This window comes from Photobacterium panuliri, from assembly GCF_059920555.1.
Map to the genome: position 1 here is coordinate 1,004,191 of NZ_CP197192.1, position 26,352 is coordinate 1,030,542.

Consider the following 26,352-nt stretch of genomic DNA (forward strand, 5'->3'; position numbering starts at 1 on the left):
GGCAAAGCATAAGTTTGCCAAAAGGAATGTTCAGATGTTGATTGTGGTTTCCCCTGCCAAAACCCTTGATTACGAATCGCCGCTGGCGACACAGGAATATACTCAGCCTGAGCTGGTCGAGCATTCGGCCGAGCTGATCGATGTCTGCCGCGAGTTGACCCCGGTGGATATTGCTAGCCTGATGAAGGTTAGCGACAAGATTGCCGGTCTCAACGCTGCGCGCTTTGCCGAGTGGCAGACAACCTTTACTCCGGACAATGCCCGTCAGGCGATCTTGGTGTTCAAAGGTGATGTGTATACCGGTCTGGCAGCCGAAACGCTGGACAGTGACGGGTTTGCGTATGCCCAGCAGCACCTACGGATGCTATCCGGCCTGTACGGCTTGCTCAAGCCGCTGGATCTGATGCAGCCTTACCGGTTGGAGATGGGCACCAAACTGGCTAACCCACGCGGTAGCAACCTCTATCAGTTCTGGGGCGATATTATTACCGATAAGCTCAACGAGGCCCTGGTTGCTCAGGGGGACGATATTCTGATTAACCTGGCATCCAACGAATACTTCAAGTCGGTCAAGCCCAAGAAACTGGCCGGTTCGGTGATCACACCAGTCTTCAAGGATTGCAAGAACGGCACCTACAAGGTGATTAGTTTCTATGCCAAGAAAGCGCGTGGCATGATGGCCCGTTATATCATCGATAACCGTATTTCTTCGGTTGAGGCACTGAAGGCATTTGATACGGCAGGATATTATTTTGTACCGGCGGAGTCGACGGCAACAGAGTTGGTGTTCAAGCGCGAAGAGCAGGCTTGATAGCATCGAAGTGATATTGACGAGATAAAAAAACGGGCTGGATAAACCAGCCCGTTTCGTTTTCGATTGTTGTCCGAGTACCGGGTTAGTGCCGATATTGCAGATTACTTCTTGGCTTTTTTCTTGCCAGCCGCTTTCTTTTTCGGATCTTTTTTCTTTTTCTTCTTCACGGTGCTGGCTTTTTTGTGTTGTGGACGCAGGCCCTCAACAAAGCGCTCTGGCACTTCTTCTTTCTGGTAGCGGCCAACACGCTCTAGCATTGACTGGTCATGGGCCTCAACCAGTGACACCGCGATGCCTTTCTTGCCGGCACGGGCGGTACGGCCGATACGGTGCAGGTAAGTATCGGCAGAACGTGGCATATCGAAGTTGATGACATGGCTGACATCCGGCAGGTCGATACCACGGGCGGCAACGTCGGTAGCCAGCATGACATTGACGACGCCTTCGCGGAAGCGGCGGATAGTATTGTTGCGGGAGGCCTGGGCCATCTCGCCCTGTAGCCAGCAGCAGGCAATCTTCTTGGCTGCAAGTTGGTCACGCAGGGTAGCCAGACGCTCACGGGTCTTGACGAAGATAATCGTACGTTCGGCTTCGCCCAGAATATTTTCCAGCAATGCCAGTTTATGTTCCATGGTGTCGCAACGGTGGTAGTACTGCTGGATCTTCTTGCGCTCGCGGCGAGGTGGTTCGGCGTTAACTTCTACCGGCTCGTTGAGGATGGTGCTGGAGAAATCGCGTACGCCTTTGCCTTCGAGCGTTGCAGAGAACAACAAGCTCTGGCGGCGCCAGCGACATTCTTTGTTGATACGCTCGACGATTTTGCCAAAGCCCATGTCCAGCATGCGGTCAGCTTCATCAAGGATCAGGCATTCGATCGCGCGGCAGTCGAAGCGCTCGCTCTCGATGTATTCCATCAGGCGGCCCGGCGTGGCCACGACGATATCCTGGGTTTTACCCAGTAGCTCGGCGTGCTCGTCATAGGAGATCCCGCCGGTGATGGTGAAGACCTTCTGGTTGGTGTATTTGGTCAGGGCTCGGGCTTGGTCGGCAACCTGGATGGCCAGTTCGCGGGTCGGCGTCAGTACCAATACGCGGGCAGGCCCCGGCTTCTTGCGCGGGAAATCCTGCAGGTGCTGGATCATCGGCAGAAGAAACGCAGCTGTCTTTCCGGTACCGGTAGGAGCTGATGCCAGTACATCGCGGCCATCCAGTGCGTGCGGGATCGCTTCGGACTGAACCACTGTCGGGCGCTCGTAACCAATTTCTTCAATGGCTTGAAGCAGCTCGCTATCTAATTCTAATTCGGAAAAGTCTCTCACCTGTCATTTCTCCTCGGAACTCAGGGATGATCTTGCCGGCGAGGGAAATGACCTGTCACCGGTGTCGGGCAAATTGCATAAGGGGCGGCATTATAGAGATTATTGTCGCAACGATCACCGATAAAAGCACAAAAACTTCTTGGAATTGGCCATAGCTGCCAGTCGTTGCCTGCTCATGTTTGGCCCCAGAGCGTGAGAACACGGGGTATTCGGCTTACATTTTCAGGTAGAAATCCCGGGTCAGGGCGGTAAATGCTGCCGAGTAATGGCCGTGTTCGTGGATAACCAGCTGTTCGTGGCGTGTCGCGGTCTGAACGGGAGTCAGAGCGATGAGCAGCCGACTGACGGGTTTGCTGGCAGAAGTGCGAACGTCGCAGCGGCGCTGGCAATATAGCCCAGTTTGCTCTGCCTGCTGGAGCAGTTGCTCGCCCTCGTAAGTGGGCAGGATCAGGCTGGCGATGCCGTCGTCGGCCAACAGGAAGCGGAGTGCTTCCAGCAGCTCGATGTGCGGTAGGCTATCGGTGTGGCGGGCGGTCGCGCGTGCTTGGCAGTTCGCCTGCTCGCCGCTGTTGAAGTAGGGCGGGTTGCAAATGACGGAGGTCACAGTCCCTTGTTCCTGCATCTTGGCCCATTGGCGAATATCTTGCTGGGTCAGGGATAGTGCGTCTGGCCATGGGGAATGCTGGAAGTTTAGCAGGGCAGCCTCGGCAGCTGCGGGATCGATCTCCACGGCGGTAATCAGATTGCCTTGGGCGTGTGTGCGCTGGGCGGCCATCAAGGCCAGCAGGCCACTGCCTGTGCCGATATCGACGATGAGTCCTTTACGTGAAAGGTCAGCCCAAGCGCCCAGCAGTACTCCGTCGGTACTGACCGGCATGCCGCAGCCATGATCGTTGACGTGAAATTGCTTGAATGAAAACCCTTTAGCCATGGTTACTGTGACCTGTACTGTTTGTGACGGCAAAATTATATCAGTTCATTGCTGATAGATACTCAAGAACCTTCAAGTCAGAGGCTGCATGGGAATAGTCATATCCTCTCTCATTATTGATGGTTAATTGTTATGGTGAGTGTTTTTGATTTTGTTTATTTTGAGTTATTCAGATGTTGATTCTGTTTTTGATCTTTTTTATAAATGAGATTTGTTGGATTTAAATTCTGATATTTAATTTTAATTTGGTTGTATATTTCAGTTTTTTCATTGTGTATCCAAAGATTATGGTGTTTTTCACTGCGGGGTTGCGCATTGGCTGCTTTTTGTTCATTATGCTGTGAGTAAGGTCACATTCAGCTTTAAGTTTTTTGTGGCGAGAAAAACAACAAAACAAAAATTACGCAAGCAAACATTTCATCAATATCAGAGTGGAAGGTGCAGTTTGAAAAAGACACTCAAGTTTAGCGATATCATGGCAGTAGGTTTTATGACCTTTGCCTTCTTCTTGGGCGCAGGCAACATCATATTCCCGCCGCAGGCTGGTTTGGCTGCTGGTGAGCATATGCTTCCTGCGATGTTTGGTTTTCTGTCTACGGCCGTTGGCCTGCCGCTGATTGCGATTATCGCTGTCGCGATTGCGGGTGGTGGCTGGAAAGGCTTGACCCGTGACTTGCCACCTGCCGTGGCAACCCTGATGGCTGTGCTGATCTTCATTATTATTGGTCCCGCTTTTGCAGCACCGCGTACAGGTCTTGTGGCTTACGAAATGGCAGTGAAGCCGTTCATTGCAGATGCTGGGCAGATGAGCCTGACTGTTTTCTCTGTGGTGTTCTTCGCCGTTGCGCTGTTCTTTGCCTGGTCTCGCGGCAAGCTGATCGACTTGATCGGTAAGTTCCTGACTCCTGCACTGTTTGCGGTACTGGCTATTCTAGCGGTGGCTGTCTTTATTAACCCGCAGGGTGATATTCTGGCGGCTCAGGGCGACTATGTGGACATGGCTTTCACCAAGGGTTTCCTTGAGGGCTATAACACCATGGATACCTTCGCCGCGTTGATGTTCGGCATGTTGATTGTCGATGTGATCCGCAGCAAGGGCATCACGGATGAGAAGGCGACATGCACCTACCTTATCTACGCAGGCCTGATTGCGGCAGCGGGATTGGCATTTGTATACATCTCACTGTTCTACCTGGGTGCAACAAGCTCGGCGGTGGCAGCCGGTGCTGATAACGGTGGTGCGATTCTGGCGGCATATGTATCGGCTCTATTCGGCCCGGTTGGTCAGATCATCCTGTCGGCTATCGTACTGCTGGCATGTTTGACTACGGCGGTTGGCCTGATCAGCGCATGTTCTGACTACTTCAGCTCGCTGACCAAGCTGTCTTACGAGAAGTGGGCGATTATCCTGGCTGTAGTGTGCGCCGTGGTTGCCAACGTAGGTCTGAGCCAGTTGATTTCTCTGTCCATCCCGGTACTGTTTGCCCTGTATCCGGTAGCGGTGGCGCTGGTTGCGTTGACATTTGTTCGCCGCTGGTTGCCAAACCCTCGTATGGCTTACCGTGTGGTGCTGTCAGTGTCGTTGCTGTTCAGCCTGATTGATGCGGGCAAGTTTATCGGTATCGATATGAGTGTGTTGAAGTTCCTGCCGCTGTTTGACTACGGTATGGCATGGGCATTGCCGACGGCATTGGCAATGGTGGTGACTCGCTTCATTGGCTCGGTACAATCAGTACAGGACAAAACCCAAACGGCATAATGCCACTGTGGTGACAGTCAAAAAAACGGGATGCTTTGCATCCCGTTTTTTTGTTTTGCTGTTACAGGCTGTCGCTGTACTCGGTGAGGATCTGCTCACACCAGGAGGTGATTCGTTCGTCACTCAGCTCATATTGGCTGTCTTCGTCCAACGCCAGGCCGACGAAGAACTGGCCGTCATCGGTAAGTGCCTTGGAGGCTTCGAACTGGTAGCCTTCATTGGGCCAGTAGCCGACGAACTGGGCTCCGGTCGGTAGTAGCTTGTCGTGGAGCATCCCCATCGCATCAAGGAACCACTCGGTGTAGCCTTCCTGATCGCCAAGGCCGAATAGGGCGATGGTTTTGCCGGTCAGCGATAGGCCGTCGAGTTGTTCCCAAACCGCTTCCCAGTCCTCTTGTAATTCGCCGAAGTCCCAGGTCGAAATCCCCAGGATCAGCATGTCGTACTGGTTCATGGCGGAGATGTCCGCTTCTTTGATGTTGTGCAGGTCGATCATCTCTTCACCGATGCAGTTGCGGATTTTCTCCGCTGCCATTTCGGTATAGCAGGTGGTCGAGCCGTAGAATAAGCCAATCTTCATGCTGCGTGTCCAACTTGATACAAATGAGAATGAGGCGATTTTACCTAGCTTGGCGTCAGTTGCCTAATATTGTGTCCTTGAGCCATAAAATTACGCTTGCGATGGAATCCCAGTTACATTCTTTTGTGGATCGACTAACATATAACCACTGTTTATTTATCCATGTGTTATCGCGGCGGCCGCGGTGGCGCAGTCAGGAATCTGCTGAGGTAGAAGTGGAAAACGACGAAGTGATCATTGAGCGCTTTCTCGATGCAATGTGGATGGAACGTGGGCTCTCGGACAATACCCTGTCTTCTTACCGTAATGATCTCAAGAAATTGGTGGGTTGGATTGGTGAGCAGGGCTTGAGCCTCGAGCGGGTTTCGGCCGATGAGCTGCAGCGTTACCAGCAGTGGCTGTTCGATGCTGATTTCAAGCAAACGTCGCGAGCGCGCATGGCGTCGGCGATCCGCCGCCTGTTTCAGTACTTGCACCGTGAGAAGGTGCGCGACGATGATCCGAGTGCGATGCTGGTCAGCCCCAAGCTGCCAAAGCGCTTGCCCAAGGACATTACCGAGGCACAGGTCGATGCCCTGCTGGAGGCCCCGAACACCGATGATCCGATAGAGTTGCGCGACAAGGCGATGCTCGAACTGCTTTATGCGACAGGGCTTCGCGTGACGGAACTTGTCAGTTTGACGATGGAGAATATCAGCTTGCGCCAAGGCGTTGTCCGGGTTACGGGTAAGGGCGACAAGGAGCGGCTGGTGCCGATGGGCGAGAGCGCCGTTGATTGGATCGAGCAGTTTCTGGCCCATGGCAGGCCACAGCTGCTTGGCGAGAAAAGCTCCGATGTGGTCTTCCCGAGCAAGCGGGCCAAGCAGATGACCCGGCAGACATTTTGGCACAGGATTAAGCATTATGCCGTCTTGGCCGATATTGATACCGATACCCTGTCGCCACACGTCATGCGCCATGCGTTTGCCACCCATTTGTTAAATTATGGCGCAGACTTGCGGGTCGTCCAGATGTTGCTGGGGCACAGTGACTTGTCGACGACCCAAATCTATACTCATGTCGCAACTGAGCGACTTAAGCAGTTGCACCAGACGCACCATCCGCGGGCTTGAGTGTATAATTACTCCGCGATGGGTGATATCCCCAGGTGTTTTGAGGTGCCGGGGTGTTCTGAGCCGATATGTATTGATCGAATTGACCAATAAATTGGTCTGCATTGAAATTATTTTTGCGATCAGGGGTCATATACCACGCAGGCGCATCATTGACGACTGGCGTCGGCCTTAGCCCTGTATGGTTTTTAATTGTTTACATTTTAAGGAAAATCTAATGCACTTCTTTGGCCGTACGTTACTAGCCACCACGGTTGCCCTGGCTGCTTGCTCAGCTTATGCCAAGCCGGATGAGGCCGCAATCACGACCAAACTGAGCGGCCTTGGCCTGACGCCAGAGTCTATCAGCGCTTCTCCACTGTCTGGTCTGAACGAAGTCGTGACTGAACGCGGTATCCTTTATGTTTCTGATGACGGCAGCTACTTCCTGGCAGGCCATTTGTTCCAGAATGACGGTGCACAGCCTGTCAACCTGACCGAGCAGAAGATGGCCAAGATCAACAAGGAAAAACTCCAGGGTTTGGAAGGCGAGATGATTGTCTACCCGGCCAAGGATCAGAAATACGTGGTGACGGTCTTTACCGACACTAGCTGTGGCTACTGCCGCAAGCTGCATAACGAGATGCAGGCCTACAACGATGCCGGTATTACGATCCGCTACCTTGCCTTCCCGCGTGGCGGCGAGCGTTCTGGTAACTTCAAGGAAATGAGCGCCATTTGGGGGGCTAAGAACCCGGCTCAGGCAATGAATGATGCCAAGAACGGCAAGCTCAACATGGAAGGTGCCAAGTTGCGCGAAGATATGGTGCGCAAGCACTATCAGTTGGGCGTCGCGATGGGGGTGTCGGGTACACCGGCCATGATTCTGGAAGACGGCACTATGCTGCCGGGCTACCAGCCAGCCAATATGCTGCGCCAGTTGCTAGACAGCCGTAGCAAGCAAAGCTAAGAACGCTATCCCACAGGCCCGGACTTTTCCGGGCCTGTTTGTTTCTGTTTTGTCCCTGTCCCTAGGGGTATACTTGCCTCTATATATAGTCAAGAGCCTTCCTTTTTATCTCGCTGCTTGTGGTTTGGCCCGTAGGGTTCTTCGCTATATAACAATGAAAGAGTTGCCTGATGATTGAAATTAAACGTCGCCCAGAGGCCGACACGAGTCAGTTTAGTGATGCGATCCCTCCTTTGTTGCAACGTATTTATGCCAGCCGTGGGATCCATTCGGACAGTGAACTGGAGCGTGGTGCTCGAGGTCTGCTTGGTTACAACCAGTTATACGGTATTGTCCCGGCAGTGGCTCTGCTCAAGCAGGCACTGGCCGAGCAGCAGCGGATTATCGTGGTGGGGGATTTCGATGCCGACGGGGCGACCAGCTCGGCGTTGTCGGTGCTAGCATTGCGTATGCTTGGCAGCCGCAATGTGGATTACTTGGTGCCGAACCGTTTTGATGACGGCTATGGCCTTAGCCCTGAAGTGGTCGAGCAGGCCGCGGCACGCGGTGCCGAGATGATCATGACGGTTGATAATGGGGTTTCTTCCATCGCCGGGGTAGCGGCCGCCAAGGCCAAGGGGATGCAGGTTTTGGTCACCGACCACCACCTGCCGGGCGACACCCTGCCTGAGGCTGATGCCATCGTCAATCCGAACTTGAATGAATGCGGTTTTCCTTCTAAGGCGCTGTGCGGGGTCGGGGTGGCCTTTTACCTGATGCTGGCCCTGCGGGCATCGCTGCGCGAGGACAACTGGTTCGCCGAGCAGGGGCTGGCAGAGCCGAACCTAGCCGAATTGCTGGACTTGGTGGCACTGGGAACCGTTGCCGATGTGGTTGCGCTGGATGGCAACAACCGCATTTTGGTGCATCAGGGGTTGCAGCGGATCCGCGCCGGGAAATGCCGCCCGGGGATCAGGGCGCTGATTGAAGTGGCCAACCGTGAGCCATCGCGCCTTGTCGCCAGCGATCTCGGGTTTGCGCTGGGGCCGCGGATCAATGCCGCGGGCCGTCTGGACGATATGTCGTTCGGGGTCGAGTTGCTATTGTGTGACAATATTCAGGCCGCGCGGCGGATGGCGACGGAACTGGATGCCCTCAACCAGACCCGCAAGGAAATCGAGCAGGGGATGAAAGAGGAGGCGCTGGCGATTTGCGAGCGGCTCAAGTTCAACCAGAAAGACATGCCCTATGGTCTGGCCCTGTACCAGCGTGATTGGCACCAAGGGGTCATAGGCATCTTGGCTTCGCGGATCAAAGAGCTTTACCACCGTCCGGTGATCGCGTTTGCCGATGCGGGTAATGGCGAGATCAAGGGGTCGTGCCGATCGATTCCCGGCCTCCATATGCGTGATGTGCTCGATCTGATTGATACCCAGAACCCGGGGATGATCCTCAAGTTCGGCGGCCACGCGATGGCGGCGGGTCTGACAATCCCTGAGTCCAAGCTTGAGGCGTTCAGCCGGGCGTTTGATCAGGTGGTGCGCAATGAGCTGGACGAGGCGGCCCTCAAGGGGGTCTTGCTGACCGACGGCGAGCTGCTGCCGCAGGAGTTGAATTTGCAGACGGCAGAGGTTCTGCGGGCTGGTGGCCCATGGGGGCAGCAGTTCCCCGAGCCGCAGTTTGACGGCCGTTTTCGTCTGCTTCACCAGAAACTGGTTGGCGGCAAACACCTTAAGATGATGCTCGAGCCACTGGCTGGTGGCAGCGTGATTGATGCGATTGCTTTTAATGTGGACTTGCGCCAGTGGCCGGATGCTTCGGTCCAGCAGGTTGAGCTGGTCTATCGCCTTGATGTCAATGAATTCCGCGGCAACTGCAGTGCTCAGTTGTTGGTCGAGCACCTCTCTGCGCTCTGATTCTTAACCTGCTAGCGGCCGTCACATCGGCGGCCGCTTATCGTCCGCCTCGCCCGGTGGTTCCTAAAATAATCACGGTTTCCCTTTCTCTGCCTCTGTATATTCTATCAACAATTCGATAGAATCCTTCGGTTATGTCCATTTCGGCTATGAAGAGTGGCAATGTTCGAGATTAATCCTATTAAAAACCGACTTGAGGATGTATCAGCGCGTACTGACATCCTTAGGGGGTACCTTTGACTATGATGCTAAGAAAGAGCGTCTAGAAGAGGTTAACGCAGAATTAGAGCAACCAGATGTATGGAACGAGCCAGAGCGTGCACAGGCGCTGGGCAAAGAGCGTGCATCACTGGAAGCGGTTGTAGAGACTATTGACCAGCTAGACCAGGGCGTTGAAGACGTTGAAGGTCTGCTTGAGTTGGCGGTTGAAGAAGAAGACCAAGAGACATTTGACGAGATCGAACCTGAACTGGCTGAGCTTGAAGCGAAGCTGGCACAGCTAGAGTTCCGCCGTATGTTCTCTGGTGATCATGACGCGTCAGACTGTTACATCGACCTGCAGGCAGGTTCTGGTGGTACGGAAGCACAGGACTGGACATCGATGATGCTGCGCATGTACCTGCGCTGGGCCGATGCCAAGGGCTTCAAAACAGAAGTGATTGAAGTGTCTGAAGGTGATGTTGCCGGTCTGAAATCGGCGACAGTGCGTATCAGCGGTGAGTATGCTTACGGCTGGCTGCGTACGGAAACCGGTGTTCACCGTCTAGTTCGTAAGTCACCATTTGATTCCGGTGGTCGTCGTCACACATCGTTTGCTTCTGCCTTTATTTATCCTGAAGTTGATGACAATATTGCTATTGATATCAACCCAGCTGATCTGCGTATCGATGTATATCGTGCATCGGGTGCCGGCGGTCAGCACGTAAACACCACCGAATCGGCCGTACGTATCACCCACGTACCGACCAACACCGTGGTTCAGTGCCAGAACGACCGTTCTCAGCATAAAAACAAAGATCAGGCGATGAAGCAGCTTAAAGCGAAGCTGTTCGAGCTTGAAATGCAAAAGCAAAATGCTGAGAAACAAGCAAACGAAGACTCTAAGTCAGACATTGGCTGGGGTAGTCAGATCCGTTCGTATGTACTGGATGACTCTCGCATCAAAGACTTGCGTACAGGAATTGAGAACCGTAACACCCAAGCGGTGTTAGACGGCGACCTAGATCGATTTATTGAAGCCAGCCTGAAGTCAGGTCTGTAACCGATTCCGGTTAGAACATTTAAGGGTTAACCCATGACTGATCAATTACTAGATGAGAATAAGCTAATTGCTGAGCGTCGCGCGAAATTGGATATGATCCGCGAGAACTGCAAGGCAAACGGCCACCCGAATGATTTCCGTCGCGATAGCCTAGCGGCAGATCTTCAGGCGAAATTCGGCGAGCTAAGCAAAGAAGAGCTTGAAGAAGCCGGTCAGGTTGTTGCAATCGCCGGCCGTATCATGGCTAAACGTGGTCCATTCCTGGCGATTCAGGACGTGTCTGGCCGTATTCAGGCTTACGCGGATAAGAACGTTCAGAAAGAGCTGAAAGAGAAGTACTCAGGTCTGGATATCGGTGACATCATCGGTATTAAAGGTGCGCTGCATAAGTCTGGTAAAGGCGACCTGTACGTGAACATGGATCAGTACGAGCTACTGACCAAGGCACTACGTCCGCTTCCAGAGAAATTCCACGGTCTGACTGACCAGGAAATGCGTTACCGCCAGCGTTATGTTGATTTGATTGTCAACGACGACTCTCGCAATGCGTTCAAAGTACGTTCAAAGCTGATTTCTGCTATTCGCCGTTACATGGAATCAAAAGGTTTCATGGAAGTGGAAACGCCAATGATGCAGGTGATCCCGGGTGGTGCGTCTGCACGTCCGTTTATCACTCACCACAACGCGTTGGATCAGGAAATGTTCTTGCGTATCGCGCCTGAGCTATACCTGAAGCGTCTGGTTGTTGGTGGCTTCGAGCGTGTATTCGAAATCAACCGTAACTTCCGTAACGAAGGTCTGTCTCCACGTCACAACCCAGAATTCACCATGATTGAATTCTACATGGCGTACGCGGATTACAACGACCTGATGGATCTGACTGAAGACATGCTGAGCGCAGTTGCCCTAGAGGTACTGGGCAGCACTTCTATGCCTTACGGTGAGCACACGGTTGAATTCGGTGGCAAGTATGCGCGTATGAGCATGCTAGACGCGATCAAGCACTACAACCCAGATCACGCAGACATCCAGGCACTGACTTACGAGTTGGTGGCAGATCGCGAGCACATGGCAAACATTGCACGCAGCCTGGACATCTACGTAGAGAAGTTCTGGACATGTGGCCAGCTTCTGGAAGAGATCTTCGGTGAAACTGCTGAGCCTCAGCTAATGCAGCCAACGTTCATTACAGAATACCCAGCAGACATCTCTCCGCTGGCACGTCGTAACGATGATAACCCGTTCATCACCGATCGTTTTGAATTCTTCATCGGTGGCCGCGAAGTGGCAAACGGCTTCTCTGAGCTTAACGACGCGCAGGATCAGGACCAGCGCTTCAAGGCACAGGTGAACGCGAAAGATGCTGGCGATGATGAAGCGATGTACTACGATGGCGACTACATCACCGCTCTTGAGCACGGCCTGCCGCCAACAGCTGGCCAGGGTATCGGTATCGACCGTCTGGCAATGCTGTTTACAAACTCGCACACTATCCGTGATGTGATTTTGTTCCCGGCAATGCGCCCGCAGAACAACGCTTAATTGATGTTGTGATGGAAAAACCACTCTTCGGAGTGGTTTTTTTTTGCCTCAAATATCGTTGTCGCCAATCACTTTTACCTGAAAATAGAGTGAGGAAGTTCACAGAGATTGAAACGAAAAATAGTGCCAACGGGCGCTTTTTATGTTTTTTGGCCAAAATTTTTGGGAGGCAAGCCTGTAAGCTATAATTTTAATAGTAAACGAGTTGCATTTATCGGTTGAGGCAAATTATGATCCGGCAAGATGAATTTAGGCTTTGTCATATACCTAAGTTGTCACAGGCCGCAAGGCTTCGTGTGAGTTGTGTCAGCCTCTCCTTTGTGTCGTGTTATGACACGGAGCGATTATGTGTACCAGTGATGAAATCTGGAAAGATGCCAGGTAGAAGCGGTACACATTTTTGCGGCAACGAGCCTCTAGAGGCAACGTGGGTATAAAGGATTGATTTATTGCCTGGTTGGACGATAGGAAGCTGCCAGCAGGGAAGGGTTTGGGAATGAATAAGCAGAAAATACCGGTATTGGGAACCTTGGTGGTGCTTGGGGGCAATGATACGCCTTGGCTTGCCGTTCTTGAGAAGGCTGGCTGGCTATGCCACCGTTGCTATGATTTGAGGGCAGCTGAAACCTTGCTGCTCGATGTCGGTCCGTGTATTGGCGTTGTTGACCTGACCCGGGATAATTTTAGCTTGCAGGCTGTCGCGGGGATCACCCACCGTAACAAGCAGGTACGCTGGCTGGCTTTGGTCCGGGAAGATCAGCTCAAGCGGGAGGCCGTTTGCCAGTTTATCGTTAGCTTCTGTATAGATTACTTCACTTCACCTGTACCTGAAAACCAACTTCTTAAAACCATCGGCCACCAACTTGGGATGCTGCAGCTTGAACGTCAGGTTTGGCCTCAGCTAGGCCAATTCGGTCAGCAGGGGTTACAAGGTGGCAGTCCTGCCATGAATCGTTTGCGCCATCAGGTAAAACGTATTGCGATGACGGACATGCCGGTGTTGATCCACGGTGAGATTGGCACCGGCAAGGAATTGGTTGCCAGGGCGGTTCATCAAGCATCGACCCGGGCCAAAGGAGCCTTTGTCGCAGTAGGTTGCGAGGCGCTGACGGAAGAGTGGCTCGTGGCTGATAGGGCTGATAGTCCGGCCCGGAGCTGTATCGAGGCCGCTCAGGGGGGAGTGGTATACCTTGATGAGGTAACGGCATTAGCGCCGGAGCGTCAGCTGGAGTTGGTGAAATGGCTCAAGGAAGAGAGGTTTATTCATGCCGACAGCAGTCAGCCAAAGTCGGATATTAGGGTGATTGCCGCGACCCGCTACAGTGCCGAAGAGTTGCTTGAGGGAGCGCTTATCCATGATGATCTGTATTTTCAGCTTAATATATTGAACCTTCAAGTACCGGCGCTGCGCGAGCGCGACGAGGATATTGTCCTGCTGGCGGAATACCTGCTGCTGAAACTTGCTCGCCAGTACAACAGCCCCGCCAAGCAGTTGTCGGCGGGGGCCAAGCGAATGCTCTCTGGCTACAGCTGGCCGGGTAATATTCGTGAGTTGATCAGCCAGCTTAAGCGGGCAATATTGCTGGTGGATGGCAAGGAACTCGATGCAGAACATTTTGACCTGCCCCGATTGGTTGATGATCGCCAGAGCCTAAAGCAAATCAGGGAGGATTCAGAGCGAGGAGCACTGCTGGCCGTGCTCGAAAACAACAAGGGGCAGATTTCTGCGGCCGCTCGGGAGCTGGGAGTATCGCGCGCCACCATGTACCGCCTGCTCAATAAGCATGATCTGGTGCCGCCGCCGCGCAATTTCCGTCAGGGCTGACGTGGGGCGATACGAGCCAGAGTGCAGATAATAATCATGGGGCAATAGCCGCAGCGTGCGGTGCCAAAGCATAAAATCGCGTTATTGCATATTATGCAACTAATGGCTTGAATTGTTGTCCTAGCCCGATAGAATAGCCATATATTTCACATCAATATAACTTATTACCGGAGGAGCTTACTATGCGAGAACTAACCATCCAGCGTACCAGTTCGTTCGGTGATGGGTGTCAAACCCCTAACCACTAACAGCATCCGCTGTGTAAATGGGCCGCGGATCACTGTCGCGGCAAGTTAAGTCTTTACTTATGTAGTCAGCCTGAATCGGCAGCATTCGCGTCCCGTAAATTTAACCTTTTAATTTATGGAGAGCATAACTATGCGCCAGTCAGTCTATTTACGTCTTGCGGTTTTTTTCGTTCAACTGGACCTTCAGCGTGAGGATGCCCAATGGCGGCATATCCATCGTCGTGTCCGCGTTCAAGTGCCTCACCTGTCCGCCCACATTATGCGGGACGTAGGGATCGATGCCGATGAGCGTATCGCCAATCATCTGCTGCAAACTCCGGCCGGCCGTCAGGTGCAGCACTTGAGACAGCGATCCCGGCTGCGATCGATAACGTAATGCCAGCCCTGCCAATTTCGGTTGGCAGGGCCAGACGCCGGGTAATTCCTTGTAACACTTACCAATGCTTTGCGACGATTCCACACTGGTCTGAGGTAGGGCATATTCGATAAAGTGGTAAGGTATCAACAAAGGGGATTGCCTGAGTTGGTTGAGCTAATGTTTTTGGCCCCCGTTCCCACGGGGGCTTTTTTTGTTTGGATCAACAAGGTGTTGTGGTTAGTCCATTATGGGCAAGGGTTGGAGAATTGCACACCGACGGCCTGTAGATCAGCCAGCACTTCCTCGTTCAGGTGCAGGTCGATACTGGCGATATTGGCATCAAGCTGCGATAGGTTGGTGGCACCGATGATATTGCTGGCGACGAACGGGCGTTGGTTGACAAAGGCCAGTGCCATTTGGGCCGGGTCAAGACCGTGTTTGCGGGCAACCTCAATATAGGCTTCGGTGGCCGCAATGCCTTGCGGGGTGAAGTATCGCGAGAAGCGTTCGAACAAGGTGCAACGCGCTCCGTCTGGGCGGGCACCGGCAAGGTATTTTCCGCTTAGGGTGCCGAATGCCAGCGGAGAGTAGGCTAGCAGTTCGACGCCCTCGTAGTGGCTGATTTCCGACAGGCCAACTTCGAAGCTGCGGTTGAGCAGATTGTAGGGGTTCTGGATGGTGACCACACGCGGTAGGTTATGTTTTTCGGCAAGGCGTAGAAATGACATCACCCCCCATGGCGTCTCGTTGGACAGGCCTACGTAGCGGATCTTGCCAGCGCGGACAAGCTCGGCCAGGGCCTCGAGGCTATCGCTGATTGTCACGCCGCTGTTGTCGTCTTTATAGGGGTAATTGAGCTGGCCGAAGCAGTTGGTTTCCCGCTGCGGCCAATGGATTTGGTACAGGTCGATATAGTCCGTTTGCAGGCGTTCTAGGCTGGCATCGACGGCATCGTGGATATTGCGCCAGTCAAGGGCCATATTGTCCCTGATATAGGGAACATTGCGCGGGCCGGCGACTTTGGTGGCCAGAACGATCTTGTCCCGAAGGCCGGTTTTTTTCAGCCAGTTGCCAATGTAGCGTTCGGTGAGGCCTTGGCTGTCAGATTTCGGGGGAACCGGGTACATTTCGGCGGTATCGATGAAGTTGATGCCGTGCTCAATGGCAAAATCAAGCTGGCTGTGGGCTTCCTTCTCGTTATTCTGCTCGCCAAACGTCATGGTACCGAGGCAGATTTTGCTAACCTCGAGGGTCGAATTGGGGATTTTGTGGTATTTCATCAGCCCTCCTTGGAGCGTGTTGTTGTATACCTAAGCTACCTTATTCCTAAGCTACCTTATCCCCAAGTTACCTCAAGATGCGCGTTTCGGCGACAATGTATTTGTCTGAGCGGGAGGCCAGTTGCCCAATAACGACTTATCGACAATAGTTATGAGATGGTGAGCCGGGTATCCAACAGCAGGAGGCATGATGAAGCTGTCTCAACTCAAACATTGGACTCAGTCCAGCCGTGGCGAATTGCCGCACTGTATCCTCACGAGCTACGCAGGGTGCGGTGACTACCTTATGGAAGTGGAGTACAAGCACCATCTCGAGCCATTGAAAACCGAGCAGGGTGAGATGATGACTTTCCAGACGATCGAGCAAGCTGGCGAGCTGCTCAGGCCGCTCGGGATAACCTCGGTGACGCTGCGAATGACCGATCCTTACGATGAGTTCGGACCGGCCGGGTTGGAGTCCCGTTGTCAGCAGGATATGACCGTGCACCTGTAGAGGGGCGTTAGAGAATAAAGTAACGCTCTAGCAAGGCGGCAGTGAAATGGGTCTTGAGGTAAAAGCCCCGTGGCAAGGTCTTGATGGGTTGGCCGTTGGCTCCGTACGCTTCGGTCAGGGCTCGGCTGTTTGCCGCCTTCGGACGTAACTGCAGAACCTCGCCGTGACGGGCTGTAATTTGTTCGACCTGGCCGAGGACAATCATGTCCATCAACTCTTCCCAGTCCCGGCGGAGCTGCTGCTCTTCTTCTTCTGACGGGCTCCATAATAGCGGGGAGCCAACGTGGCGATCTGGCAGCGGGATATCCCGCTCACCCTCCACAGGAACCCACAGAACTCTGGCGAGTTTGTGGCGGATGTGGCTTTTTTCCCAGCTCAGCCCATGCAACCCGATAAGGGGGGCCACACAGACAAAGGTCGTCTCGAGAGGTTTGCCGTTGTAGCCAATCGGGATGGTTTTCAGCTCAATCCCGAGGTTGTCAAAATCAGGTACCGGTTTGCTGCCTGCTGAGGCGCCGAGGTGCCATTCCAGCAATTGGCCAACCCATCCCTTGTCGCGGCGTAGATCCATCGGGACGGAAATGCCTGCCTGTACAGCCAGTTCGCCGAGAGTCTGCCCGGCCAGGTTACATGCCCGCTCGAGGAGTGCGTGTTCAGAGGTCGGGGGGGAGGGTTGCATATCGTGGTACCTATTGTTGTCGAGGTGATGATCCTAGCATAGGCGCAGGGGGAAAGCCGAGGACAAATGGGGCGTAGTGCAGTGATGGCAGGAGACGATCCTGCCCGAGGATCTTATCACGGCGTTGGAAATCAACTTATCCACAGTAAGACATGATATTTTTTAATGCCTGCCATTAACTGTGGATTTAAACAGGGGTTGGTTGCAATTTTGAACGCTGTGCTGCGGTTTATTTATCCGGTGTTGATGATTTTATGTGGATAAAACCTAATCTGGTCGATCTTTAACCGATCTGGATTTTGCATACAAACTGGTATCTGTTGGTATTTTGTTTCCGAAAGGATCTCTCGTTCAAGTGTTTGATTTGATGGTGTTTTGTTTTTGTTTTTGAATGCTTTTATTGTTGTTTCATATAATAATCACATTCCAAAGATCCTTGGATTTACCGCTTCTTCACAATTCTATCCACAGAAATCGTGTATAAATGTGGTCTAGGTCTCATTGGGTTGTTTATAAAATAACCAGCAGATAAAAGTTATCCAAAAACTGAGGCTTTGGTAGGAAAATAGGGGGATAAATTCGATTGTTAGTTTACCCGTTGCGGCGACTGTGAAAAAATCACTATTAATAGAGATTTATATTGAGGTCGTCCAGTGATTGATGGCGATGGATACCGCCCGAATGTGGGGATAGTGATCTGCAATAGCCATGGTCAAGTATTCTGGGCTCGGCGGTACGGACAGCATTCCTGGCAGTTTCCACAAGGTGGTATTGACGAAGGGGAAACCCCTGAGCAGGCCATGTACCGGGAACTGTATGAGGAAGTGGGATTAACGAAGAAAGACGTGCGGATTCTGGCATCAAGCCGGCACTGGCTTCGTTATAAGCTTCCTAAGCGTCTGGTGCGCTGGGATTCAAAGCCTGTTTGTATTGGTCAAAAGCAAAAATGGTTTTTGCTGAGTTTGGAATGCGATGAATCCAAGGTAAATATGCAGCGTGGTTCGATTCCGGAGTTCGATGGCTGGCGCTGGGTCAGTTATTGGTATCCGGTTCGGCAGGTTGTATCGTTCAAGCGGGATGTTTACCGCCGAGCATTGAAAGAATTCGCAGCGATGGCAATGCCCTTCAAGGAGCGCAAAGAACGCAGAAAGCAGCGCCGGGGCAAACGCAGTTAACCCTGTTTGATGTGGAGTTAGGCAAAAGATGCTGACGCAGCTAAGAGAAATCGTTGAGAAGGTGGCCAGTGCGCCGAGCCTGCTTGATGCACTGGAACAGTTGGTGGTCAGCACTTGCCATGCCATGAAAACGGAGTGTTGTTCGGTCTATATCGCAGATTACCAGCGTCAGCGTTATACCTTGATGGCGACGAAGGGGCTCAGAAAGCCCCATCGTCATGTCGGTCTTGCCTTTGGTGAAGGGCTGGTCGGGCAGGTGGCTGCCAAGGCCGAGCCCATCAACGTCGCTGACGCCCGTCAGCACCCTCATTTTAAGCTCCTTCCCGGCATTGGGGAGGAGTCCTTCCGCTCTTTCTTCGGTACCCCGATCATTCATCAGCGACAGGTGCTGGGGGTATTGGTGATCCAGCAGCGCGAGCAGCGCGAGTTCGACGAGAGCGAAGAATCCTTTATGGTGACGCTGGCAGCCCAGCTGGCAGTATTACTGGCTCATGCCAAAGCGCAGGGGATGTGGCCTGATCAGCATCGCGGGTTGCGTCTGGTCGGTTCGGCCGCCTCCAGTGGTGTTGCGGTTGCAACGGCATGGTGGGATGACAATCAGCCGCGGCTGGAGCTAGTGTGTCCGGCATCGTGTATCGATCGCGAGGCGGAGCAGGAGCGGCTCAGTATTGCCATTGAAATGGCCAGTGCCGAGTTCCGTCGTCTGCGTAAGCGATTCGACAGTGAGCTGCATAAGGAAACGCTCGCTATTTTTGACTTATTCAGTCACCTGCTCAATGACCCCATGCTGCGCAAGGACTTGTTTGGCAAGGTCTCGGCGGGCGCACAGGCGGAATGGGCCGTTAGGCAGGTTGTTGAAACCTACTCGGCACAGTTTGCCAATATGAAGGACGATTACCTCAAAGAGCGCGCTCAGGATATTCGTGAGCTGGGCCAGCGTTTATTGTTCTTCCTCAATAATGAAACGGTCGACGAGCATCAATGGGATGAACCGGTTGTCTTGCTGACCCGCGAGCTCACCGCTGGGATTCTGGCCAGTATCCCCCGGGAGAAACTGGCCGCCGTGGTATCTCAGGAAGGGGCGGCGAACTCCCATGCTGCGATTTTGTCGCGGGCACTTGGGATCCCGGCGATTATGGGTGTCGATTTTGTTCCCGATAAGATCCATGACTGCAAGGTCGTGGTGGACGGCTACCGCGGCGAACTGTTGGTCAACCCGCCCCGTCATGTTATGGCGGAATACAAGCGCTTGGTGCGCGAAGAGCTGGAGCTGGCCAAGGTCGTCGAGGAAGACGTTGAGAAATGTGCCGTGACCCGAAATGGCGAGCGGGTGCATATCTTCCTCAATGCCGGGCTCAGTGCCGACACCAGTATTGCGGTTAACCGTGGCGTGGACGGGGTGGGCCTGTACCGTACTGAAGTTCCCTTCTTGTTGCAGCGTAGCTTCCCCTCTGAAGAAGAGCAGACCCAGCAGTACCGCGCGATTTTAGATACCTATCAGGGCAAGCCGGTGGTGATGCGCACGCTCGATATCGGTGGTGACAAGCCGTTGCCCTATCTGACCATCGAAGAGGATAACCCGTTCCTCGGCTGGCGGGGGATCCGTTTCACCCTTGATCACCCTGAGATATTTCTGATCCAGGTCCGGGCGATGCTTCGGGCCAGCATCGGCATCGACAATATGGATATCCTGTTGCCGATGATTTCCGGCATTGCCGAGCTTGATGAATCACTAGCACTTATCGAGCGGGCCTACATCGAAGTGGCCAAGGCGGCCGAGGCGCAGGGGCTGACTCTGCGCAGGCCGCGGGTCGGGATCATGATCGAAGTGCCCTCGATGCTTTACCAGCTATCGGGCTTGACGTCGCGGGTCGATTTCATTTCGGTCGGCAGCAATGATTTAACTCAGTATTTATTGGCTGTAGACCGGAACAATTCTCGGGTGGCCGGTGTCTACGATGCGTTGCACCCTGCGGTGATCCACGCCCTCAAGTATATTGTCGACACCAGCAAGCATATCGGTTTGCCGGTTAGCTTGTGCGGTGAGTTGGCCGGTGATCCGGTCGGGGCTTTGCTGCTGGTCGGGATGGGGTACCGCTCGCTCAGTATGAATACCCGTAATGTGGCCAAAATTAAATATATGCTTAGGCATGTCTCCATTGAGGAAATGGAGCAGCTGGTGGATTATGCCCTCACTGCGACGTTTGCCGATGAAATCAGGGCCAAGGCAACGGCCTTTGTTGACAGCCACGGTTTAGGTGGCTTTATCCGTGCAGGGAAATAATCTCGATGAGTGATGCGCTATCGGCCTTCTGGCTGTTGGTTGTCAGCTATAGCCCAGAACTATGGGTCTTTGGCGTGTGTTTGGTGCTTGGCGGCTGTGTTGGCATTCTGGCCGGGCTGTTGGGGATCGGCGGTGGGCTTCTGGTGGTGCCTGCATTGGTCTGGCTCTTGCCCCATGCCGGTATTCATGGTGATATGGCGATGCACATCGCGTTGGCGACCTCGCTGGCCAGTATCGTGCTGACTTCCGGGGCATCGGCCAGAAACCATTACCGGTTGGGTAATGTCGATCTGGGCGTAGTCAGGGCGCTTGCGCCCGGTGTCGTGGTTGGCGGTCTGGGTGGCAGCGTAGTGGCCGAGTTGGTGCCCAGCCATGTCCTGCCACGTATTTTTGCCGTCATCGTGTTGGTGTTGGCGTTGCAGATGATGCTGTCGATGCGTGTCACCAGTAATCGCCCGTTGCCGGGAAGCAGCCGAGTTTTCGGCGCCGGTAGCATGATCGGCATGGTATCGAGCTTGGCCGGAATTGGTGGAGGCTCGTTAACTGTGCCATATTTGAGCTGGCACGGGGTTGAGATGCGCCGTGCCATAGGCTGCGCGTCCATGGCTGGGGCACTGATAGCCGTTGCCGGGATGACGGGGTTCATTGCCGCCGGGGTCGGGGAGGAAAATTTACCTCGTCTGAGCCTTGGCTATGTATACTTGCCGGCCTGGCTCGGGGTGATATCCACCTCAATGTATGCCACCCGGTTTGGTGCAGCATGGGTCAGCCAGCTGCCAACGCTGGTACTGAAGAAAATTTTTGCAGTATTCTTGCTGTTTGTCTGCGTGAAGATGTTCATGGGGTAAGCCCGTAACCTTCCGAAAAGGTAGAGATATAATTTAATGAGCCAAGGTTTTTTGACGTTTCCGAATATCGATCCGGTGATTTTTGAGATCGGTCCGCTGTCAATCCGCTGGTACGGTATGATGTACCTGCTCGGTTTTGTGTTCGCCATGTGGCTGGCCAACCGCCGTGCCGACAAGCCGGGCAGTGGCTGGACCCGCGATCAGGTCAGCGATCTGCTGTTTGCCGGTTTCCTCGGGGTGGTCGTCGGCGGCCGTATTGGCTATGTGCTGTTCTACAACTTCCAATTGTTCCTGGATAACCCGCTCTACTTGTTCCAGGTATGGACTGGCGGGATGTCGTTCCACGGCGGCCTGCTGGGTGTGATCACCGCAATGATCTGGTATGCCTACAAAAACAACCGCACTTTCTTCAATGTGGCGGATTTCATCGCCCCTTTGGTGCCGTTCGGGTTGGGGGTTGGCCGTCTTGGCAACTTCATCAACGGCGAGCTGTGGGGACGCGTGACCGATGTGCCGTGGGCGATGGTCTTCCCGACAGGTGGCTCGTTGCCACGCCATCCGTCACAGCTGTATGAGTTCTTCCTTGAAGGCGTTGTCCTGCTGATCATCCTCAACGTATTCATCCGCAAGCCTCGCCCTGCCGGTGCGGTGTCTGGCTTGTTCCTGTTTGGTTACGGCAGCTTCCGCTTTATTGTCGAGTACTTCCGCCAGCCGGATGCCCAGCTTGGCCTGTTCGGCGGCTGGATCAGCATGGGGCAGATCCTGTCATTGCCGATGGTGATTGCCGGCGCCCTGATTATGCTGTGGGCTTACAAGTGCCAGCCTAAGGGCAAGACGGCGTAAGTTTGTAGAAATATCTAGACTGAAAAAGCAGCCATCCGGCTGCTTTTTTTGTTTTGGGCGGTTTATTCGGTAGAATCAGCCACAATTGTAATTTAGCAGTATGAAGGTCAGCAGGACATGAAACAGTATCTAGCGCTATGCCAGCGCATTGTCGACGAAGGGGTATGGGTTGAGAACGAGCGGACTGGCAAGCGTTGCCTGACCGTTATCAACGCTGACTTGAACTATGACGTGGCCAACAACCAGTTTCCGCTGATCACTACCCGCAAGAGCTTTTGGAAAGCAGCCATTGCCGAGCTACTGGGCTACATCCGCGGCTATGACAATGCTGCCGATTTTCGCGCACTGGGCACCAAAACCTGGGATATGAATGCCAACGACAACGCTGCTTGGCTAGCCAACCCGCACCGCAAGGGTGAGGATGACATGGGCCGAGTATACGGCGTACAGGGCCGAGGCTGGAAAAAGCCTGACGGTACGACGATCGATCAGCTGCGCAAGATTGTTGATGACCTAAGCCGGGGGATTGATGATCGCGGTGAGATCCTGACATTCTACAACCCGGGCGAGTTCGATATGGGCTGCCTGCGACCTTGTATGCACACCCACACGTTTTCCCTGTTGGGCGATACCTTGCACCTAACCAGCTACCAGCGTTCGTGCGATGTGCCGCTGGGGCTTAATTTCAACCAAATTCAAGTGTTCACGTTATTGGCATTGGTCGCGCAGATCACCGGCCACAAGGCGGGCCAGGCCCACCATAAAATCGTCAATGCCCATATCTATGAAGATCAGCTGGCACTGATGCGTGATGTCCAGCTCAAGCGCGAGCCGTTCCCGTCGCCGCAGTTGAAGATTAACCCTGACATCAAGTCGCTGGAAGATCTTGAGACATGGGTCACAATGGATGACTTTGAGGTGGTGGGTTACCAGCACCACGACCCAATCAAGTATCCTTTTTCTGTATAAAAATGTTAACGGGGGTAACGTATCGTTGCCCTTGACACACTTTTGGATGTGGTAGAGGCATAAAAAAACCCCGCATGGCGGGGTTTTTTTGTGGCTTGAATCAGCGGTTAGGCTGTCAGTGCCAAGATAGAGCCAGGAATAACCAGGAATACTAGGGCAATGTAAGCACCAACGGCAGTCTTGCTCTTTGTACCTAGGTCACCTAGGAAGAATGCACCCTTCAGAGGCAGTTCACGCAGGAACGGCGTACCGAAGATAAGCAGTGTAGCCAGTACGTTGAACGCAAGGTGTACCAGTGCAATCTGCAGGGCGAATACCGCGAACTCACCGGTTACCGCTGTTGCAGCCAGCAGGGCTGTGATACAGGTACCGATATTCGCGCCCAGAGTGAACGGGTAAACATCACGTACTTTCAGAACACCAGTACCAACTAGCGGAACCATCAGGCTGGTTGTCGTAGAAGAAGACTGAACCAGGATAGTTACCAGAGTACCTGACGCAATACCGTGCATTGGGCCGCGGCCGATAGCGTTTTGCAGGATTTCACGAGCACGGCCAACCATCAGGCCACGCATCAGTTTGCCCATTGCTGTGATTGACACGAAAATCAGGCCGATACCGATAGCGATCATCAATGCGCCACCCATGGTACCCATGTCTGCCAGCGGAGCCTTGATAAGGTTAACGCCAGGCGAAGTCAGGGCCTTCATGAAATCCATGCCTTTCATGCTCAGGTCGCCTGTGTGCATTAGCGGCGACACCAACCATGCAGAGATTTTGTCTAGTAGACCAAACATCATTTCCAGCGGCAGGAAGATAGCAACAGCCAGTAGGTTGAAGAAATCGTGAACGGTCGCACTGGCGAACGCACGGCGGAATTCTTCATTACAACGAGCATGACCTAGGCTAACTAGCGTGTTTGTCAGGGTTGTACCGATGTTAGCACCCATTACCATTGGAATAGCGGTTTCAACTGGCAGACCGCCAGCAACTAGACCTACGATGATAGAGGTTACTGTACTTGATGACTGGATTAGCGATGTCGCTACCAGACCGATCATCAGGCCAGCAATTGGGTGCGAAGCAAATTCAAATAGCGTTTTAGCTTGTTCACCAACAGCAAGTTTGAAGCCGCCGCTTACAACAGATACGGCAACAAGTAGAACATACAGCATGAACGCCAGGTTTGCCCAGCGGACCAAGCGCATAGAGCTGCTAACTGGTTGTTCAGCAGTAGTGGCTTGGATAGTCATAATCATTTCTCCGTGACAGGAATATGTCGTTTGGGTTTCATGTGTTTGAAATCTGGTGGCGATGGTAGAGATCGAATATTTCAGAAATATGACACTTGCTGTCACAAAGTGATTTGGCGCTCACTAAATGAACAATTTTGAAATTATGAAGTGTAATGATATCTTTGCTTTGTGGTTAAGCTCTTGATTTTGATTGTTTTTATCTTATGTGGTCGATTGGCGGAATAAATGAGATTTTTCGCTGCTATTTAAGGTGTTTTTGTTTTTTTTATGCTGAGGGAGGTCGAATTTGTTAGTGAATATGGCGCTTATTTAACGCTAAAAACTAACACTGCGTATATTGCTCACTATAAAGGCCAAATGCTCGGAAATTTCGAGGTGTTTATTCCGAACAAACGATTTAACACTTTGTCGCTGTGACGGATAAACTAAATTTACATTTTTGGGTGTGATATTTGTTTCATGCAAAGGAGATCCGGTCGATGACCGATGCTATTCGTAAGTTTTTGAAATTGGAGTCCGCAGGCGGGATTCTCCTGATTATTGCGGCGGCGGTTGCCATGATGACGGCCAACTCGCCCCTTGCTGATATGTACAACGATACGCTGCACATGAAAGTAGCGGGACTGTCGATTTCTCACTGGATCAACGACGGTCTGATGGCGATCTTCTTCTTGTTGATCGGTCTTGAAGTAAAGCGCGAGTTGATTGAAGGCGCACTCAATACCAAAGAGAAGGCGATCTTCCCGGCTATTGCTGCGGTAGGTGGCATGATTGCACCGGCCCTGGTGTATGCCGCATTTAACTTTGCCGATCCGATGGCAATCAAAGGCTGGGCGATCCCCGCTGCCACGGATATTGCGTTTGCGCTCGGGATTATGGCGCTACTTGGCAACCGTGTACCGGTTAGCTTGAAGGTATTCCTATTGGCGCTGGCGATCATCGATGACCTTGGTGTAATCGTGATTATCGCCTTGTTCTACAGCAGTGATCTGTCAACGTTGGCACTGGCCGTGGCGTTTGCCTCGACAGCGGCGCTGTTTGTCATGAATGCCAAGAATGTCACTAAGCTGTCATGGTACCTACTGGTGGGCGCAGTGCTGTGGGTCAGCGTGCTCAAGTCAGGTGTTCATGCGACGCTGGCTGGCGTGGTACTGGGCTTTGCGATTCCGCTGACGGGCAAAGATGGGCGTTCCGACGACCATTCGCCGCTTAAGCATTTGGAGCACGCACTGCACCCTTATGTCGCATACTTGATTCTGCCATTGTTCGCGTTTGCCAATGCGGGTATCTCACTGGCGGGTGTATCGCTGGCAGGTCTGACCGCCATGCTGCCGCTGGGTATTGCCTTCGGTCTGTTGGTTGGTAAACCACTGGGTATTTTCACGGCCAGCTATCTGGCAGTGAAGACGGGCTTGGCCAAGATGCCTGAAGGTATCGGCTTTAAGCACATCTTCGCGGTGTCTGTTCTGTGTGGTATTGGCTTTACTATGTCGATCTTTATCTCGTCGCTGGCCTTTGTCGGCGCACCAGAGGACTTTAGCACCTATTCTCGTCTGGGGATTTTGCTAGGCTCGACAATTTCTGCGCTGCTTGGTTACGCGATGCTGAGTCGTTCTCTGCCAAAAACGGAGGTATAACATGAAATACGCTCTACTATTTGCTGCTACTTTAGTATCGGGCGCTGCACTGGCAGGTACCCCGAATTATGACAGCTGTTCACAGAACAGCGACACGGATGTCTGCCAAGCGTACCTTGCGGGCTTGAACCATGGAAAGGCACAACAGGATACTGTCATGGCTGAGACGGAGAGTAAGTTCCGCTCTCGTGCTCTAGAGCAAAGGGTTGGAGAGCGTACTCGTAAAACCGCTGCGTTTGATAAGACAATTGACCCAATGACGAAGTGATCCTGCTGTTTGTGTAATCAGTCATGA

Annotated in this window: 23 protein-coding genes; 16 read left to right on the top strand and 7 right to left on the bottom strand. The window is 53.0% G+C overall.

The annotated features are described in order from the left end of the window. Window positions 1-34 precede the first annotated feature (34 nt). Window positions 35-811, top strand: a complete 777-nt coding sequence (yaaA, locus tag ACSF8X_RS04855) for a peroxide stress protein YaaA (protein WP_500850812.1) — start codon at window positions 35-37, stop codon at window positions 809-811. 104 nt (window positions 812-915) lie between these two features. On the opposite strand, the gene srmB is transcribed toward yaaA, so the two are convergent. Continuing rightward, a complete protein-coding gene (gene srmB, locus ACSF8X_RS04860) occupies window positions 916-2,133 on the bottom strand; it encodes an ATP-dependent RNA helicase SrmB (RefSeq protein WP_500850813.1) in 1,218 nt (405 codons plus the stop codon). A gap of 214 nt (window positions 2,134-2,347) precedes the next feature. Continuing rightward, window positions 2,348-3,064, bottom strand: a complete 717-nt coding sequence (locus ACSF8X_RS04865; RefSeq protein WP_500850814.1) for a tRNA1(Val) (adenine(37)-N6)-methyltransferase — start codon at window positions 3,062-3,064, stop codon at window positions 2,348-2,350. Between the two features lie 445 nt (window positions 3,065-3,509). On the opposite strand from ACSF8X_RS04865, the gene brnQ reads away from it, so the two are divergent. Continuing rightward, the gene (brnQ, locus tag ACSF8X_RS04870; protein WP_205626090.1) at window positions 3,510-4,823 is read left to right on the top strand and encodes a branched-chain amino acid transport system II carrier protein; all 1,314 of its coding nucleotides are present in this window, start codon (window positions 3,510-3,512) and stop codon (window positions 4,821-4,823) included. Window positions 4,824-4,884: 61 nt separating this feature from the next. Here the strand turns inward: brnQ and fldB are convergent, their stop codons facing one another. Next, window positions 4,885-5,403, bottom strand: coding sequence for a flavodoxin FldB (fldB, locus tag ACSF8X_RS04875; protein ID WP_047879664.1), 519 nt, complete (start codon window positions 5,401-5,403; stop codon window positions 4,885-4,887). A gap of 257 nt (window positions 5,404-5,660) precedes the next feature. Here fldB and xerD point away from each other — a divergent pair, with 257 nt between their 5' ends. The 6 genes from xerD to ACSF8X_RS04905 all read left to right on the top strand — a co-directional run bounded on the left by xerD (window position 5,661) and on the right by ACSF8X_RS04905 (window position 13,987). After that, on the top strand, window positions 5,661-6,515 hold the full coding sequence (gene xerD, locus ACSF8X_RS04880) for a site-specific tyrosine recombinase XerD (protein WP_240478326.1): 855 nt from the start codon (window positions 5,661-5,663) through the stop codon (window positions 6,513-6,515). 217 nt (window positions 6,516-6,732) lie between these two features. Beyond that, window positions 6,733-7,464, top strand: a complete 732-nt coding sequence (gene dsbC, locus ACSF8X_RS04885; RefSeq protein WP_047879666.1) for a bifunctional protein-disulfide isomerase/oxidoreductase DsbC — start codon at window positions 6,733-6,735, stop codon at window positions 7,462-7,464. A gap of 170 nt (window positions 7,465-7,634) precedes the next feature. After that, the gene (recJ, locus tag ACSF8X_RS04890) at window positions 7,635-9,359 is read left to right on the top strand and encodes a single-stranded-DNA-specific exonuclease RecJ (RefSeq protein ID WP_500850816.1); all 1,725 of its coding nucleotides are present in this window, start codon (window positions 7,635-7,637) and stop codon (window positions 9,357-9,359) included. A gap of 162 nt (window positions 9,360-9,521) precedes the next feature. Further along, a protein-coding gene (prfB, locus tag ACSF8X_RS04895; RefSeq protein WP_157037864.1) for a peptide chain release factor 2 occupies window positions 9,522-10,620 on the top strand; the annotation gives its coding sequence in 2 pieces (ribosomal slippage) (window positions 9,522-9,596 and window positions 9,598-10,620; 1,098 coding nt in all). 33 nt (window positions 10,621-10,653) lie between these two features. Beyond that, on the top strand, window positions 10,654-12,162 hold the full coding sequence (lysS, locus tag ACSF8X_RS04900; RefSeq protein ID WP_047879668.1) for a lysine--tRNA ligase: 1,509 nt from the start codon (window positions 10,654-10,656) through the stop codon (window positions 12,160-12,162). Window positions 12,163-12,658: 496 nt separating this feature from the next. Continuing rightward, window positions 12,659-13,987, top strand: coding sequence for a sigma-54-dependent transcriptional regulator (locus ACSF8X_RS04905; RefSeq protein WP_157037865.1), 1,329 nt, complete (start codon window positions 12,659-12,661; stop codon window positions 13,985-13,987). A gap of 396 nt (window positions 13,988-14,383) precedes the next feature. Here ACSF8X_RS04905 and ACSF8X_RS04910 read toward each other — a convergent pair whose 3' ends face one another. Next, window positions 14,384-14,695, bottom strand: a complete 312-nt coding sequence (locus tag ACSF8X_RS04910; RefSeq protein ID WP_500850817.1) for a hypothetical protein — start codon at window positions 14,693-14,695, stop codon at window positions 14,384-14,386. Window positions 14,696-14,838: 143 nt separating this feature from the next. Then, a complete protein-coding gene (locus ACSF8X_RS04915) occupies window positions 14,839-15,873 on the bottom strand; it encodes an NADP(H)-dependent aldo-keto reductase (RefSeq protein ID WP_500850818.1) in 1,035 nt (344 codons plus the stop codon). 187 nt (window positions 15,874-16,060) lie between these two features. Between ACSF8X_RS04915 and ACSF8X_RS04920 the strand changes: the two genes are divergently transcribed. Continuing rightward, window positions 16,061-16,366 carry a DUF6482 family protein gene (locus ACSF8X_RS04920; RefSeq protein WP_500850819.1) on the top strand — a complete coding sequence of 102 codons (306 nt, stop codon included), beginning with the start codon at window positions 16,061-16,063 and terminating at the stop codon, window positions 16,364-16,366. A 7-nt stretch (window positions 16,367-16,373) separates the two neighbouring features. On the opposite strand, the gene mutH is transcribed toward ACSF8X_RS04920, so the two are convergent. Beyond that, window positions 16,374-17,045, bottom strand: coding sequence for a DNA mismatch repair endonuclease MutH (gene mutH / locus ACSF8X_RS04925; protein ID WP_047879672.1), 672 nt, complete (start codon window positions 17,043-17,045; stop codon window positions 16,374-16,376). 653 nt (window positions 17,046-17,698) lie between these two features. Between mutH and rppH the strand changes: the two genes are divergently transcribed. From rppH to ACSF8X_RS04950, 5 genes are all read left to right on the top strand, one after another. Next, a complete protein-coding gene (gene rppH, locus ACSF8X_RS04930) occupies window positions 17,699-18,220 on the top strand; it encodes an RNA pyrophosphohydrolase (RefSeq protein WP_047879673.1) in 522 nt (173 codons plus the stop codon). A 28-nt stretch (window positions 18,221-18,248) separates the two neighbouring features. Continuing rightward, window positions 18,249-20,504 carry a phosphoenolpyruvate--protein phosphotransferase gene (gene ptsP / locus ACSF8X_RS04935; protein WP_047879674.1) on the top strand — a complete coding sequence of 752 codons (2,256 nt, stop codon included), beginning with the start codon at window positions 18,249-18,251 and terminating at the stop codon, window positions 20,502-20,504. A 5-nt stretch (window positions 20,505-20,509) separates the two neighbouring features. Then, window positions 20,510-21,352 carry a sulfite exporter TauE/SafE family protein gene (locus ACSF8X_RS04940; RefSeq protein WP_047879675.1) on the top strand — a complete coding sequence of 281 codons (843 nt, stop codon included), beginning with the start codon at window positions 20,510-20,512 and terminating at the stop codon, window positions 21,350-21,352. Window positions 21,353-21,388: 36 nt separating this feature from the next. Continuing rightward, complete coding sequence (lgt, locus tag ACSF8X_RS04945) at window positions 21,389-22,195, top strand: prolipoprotein diacylglyceryl transferase (RefSeq protein WP_500850820.1); 807 nt, start codon at window positions 21,389-21,391, stop codon at window positions 22,193-22,195. Window positions 22,196-22,312: 117 nt separating this feature from the next. Beyond that, entirely contained in the window at window positions 22,313-23,164 is an 852-nt protein-coding gene (locus tag ACSF8X_RS04950) for a thymidylate synthase (protein WP_047879677.1), read from the top strand. A 107-nt stretch (window positions 23,165-23,271) separates the two neighbouring features. Here ACSF8X_RS04950 and ACSF8X_RS04955 read toward each other — a convergent pair whose 3' ends face one another. Further along, window positions 23,272-24,417, bottom strand: a complete 1,146-nt coding sequence (locus tag ACSF8X_RS04955; RefSeq protein WP_047879678.1) for a Na/Pi symporter — start codon at window positions 24,415-24,417, stop codon at window positions 23,272-23,274. A gap of 482 nt (window positions 24,418-24,899) precedes the next feature. Between ACSF8X_RS04955 and nhaA the strand changes: the two genes are divergently transcribed. Beyond that, window positions 24,900-26,057 carry a Na+/H+ antiporter NhaA gene (nhaA, locus tag ACSF8X_RS04960; protein ID WP_047879679.1) on the top strand — a complete coding sequence of 386 codons (1,158 nt, stop codon included), beginning with the start codon at window positions 24,900-24,902 and terminating at the stop codon, window positions 26,055-26,057. A 1-nt stretch (window position 26,058) separates the two neighbouring features. After that, entirely contained in the window at window positions 26,059-26,325 is a 267-nt protein-coding gene (locus ACSF8X_RS04965; protein WP_047879680.1) for a hypothetical protein, read from the top strand. Window positions 26,326-26,352: the final 27 nt, after the last annotated feature.

Coding starts and splice junctions, on each gene's coding strand:
- yaaA (WP_500850812.1), top strand. CDS start 35: ATGTTGATTGTGGTTTCCCCTGCCAAAACCCTTGATTACGAATCGCCG.
- ACSF8X_RS04865 (WP_500850814.1), bottom strand. CDS start 3,064: ATGGCTAAAGGGTTTTCATTCAAGCAATTTCACGTCAACGATCATGGC.
- fldB (WP_047879664.1), bottom strand. CDS start 5,403: ATGAAGATTGGCTTATTCTACGGCTCGACCACCTGCTATACCGAAATG.
- xerD (WP_240478326.1), top strand. CDS start 5,661: ATGTGGATGGAACGTGGGCTCTCGGACAATACCCTGTCTTCTTACCGT.
- dsbC (WP_047879666.1), top strand. CDS start 6,733: ATGCACTTCTTTGGCCGTACGTTACTAGCCACCACGGTTGCCCTGGCT.
- recJ (WP_500850816.1), top strand. CDS start 7,635: ATGATTGAAATTAAACGTCGCCCAGAGGCCGACACGAGTCAGTTTAGT.
- lysS (WP_047879668.1), top strand. CDS start 10,654: ATGACTGATCAATTACTAGATGAGAATAAGCTAATTGCTGAGCGTCGC.
- ACSF8X_RS04905 (WP_157037865.1), top strand. CDS start 12,659: ATGAATAAGCAGAAAATACCGGTATTGGGAACCTTGGTGGTGCTTGGG.
- ACSF8X_RS04915 (WP_500850818.1), bottom strand. CDS start 15,873: ATGAAATACCACAAAATCCCCAATTCGACCCTCGAGGTTAGCAAAATC.
- ACSF8X_RS04920 (WP_500850819.1), top strand. CDS start 16,061: ATGATGAAGCTGTCTCAACTCAAACATTGGACTCAGTCCAGCCGTGGC.
- mutH (WP_047879672.1), bottom strand. CDS start 17,045: ATGCAACCCTCCCCCCCGACCTCTGAACACGCACTCCTCGAGCGGGCA.
- ptsP (WP_047879674.1), top strand. CDS start 18,249: ATGCTGACGCAGCTAAGAGAAATCGTTGAGAAGGTGGCCAGTGCGCCG.
- ACSF8X_RS04940 (WP_047879675.1), top strand. CDS start 20,510: ATGAGTGATGCGCTATCGGCCTTCTGGCTGTTGGTTGTCAGCTATAGC.
- lgt (WP_500850820.1), top strand. CDS start 21,389: ATGAGCCAAGGTTTTTTGACGTTTCCGAATATCGATCCGGTGATTTTT.
- ACSF8X_RS04950 (WP_047879677.1), top strand. CDS start 22,313: ATGAAACAGTATCTAGCGCTATGCCAGCGCATTGTCGACGAAGGGGTA.
- ACSF8X_RS04955 (WP_047879678.1), bottom strand. CDS start 24,417: ATGACTATCCAAGCCACTACTGCTGAACAACCAGTTAGCAGCTCTATG.
- nhaA (WP_047879679.1), top strand. CDS start 24,900: ATGACCGATGCTATTCGTAAGTTTTTGAAATTGGAGTCCGCAGGCGGG.
- ACSF8X_RS04965 (WP_047879680.1), top strand. CDS start 26,059: ATGAAATACGCTCTACTATTTGCTGCTACTTTAGTATCGGGCGCTGCA.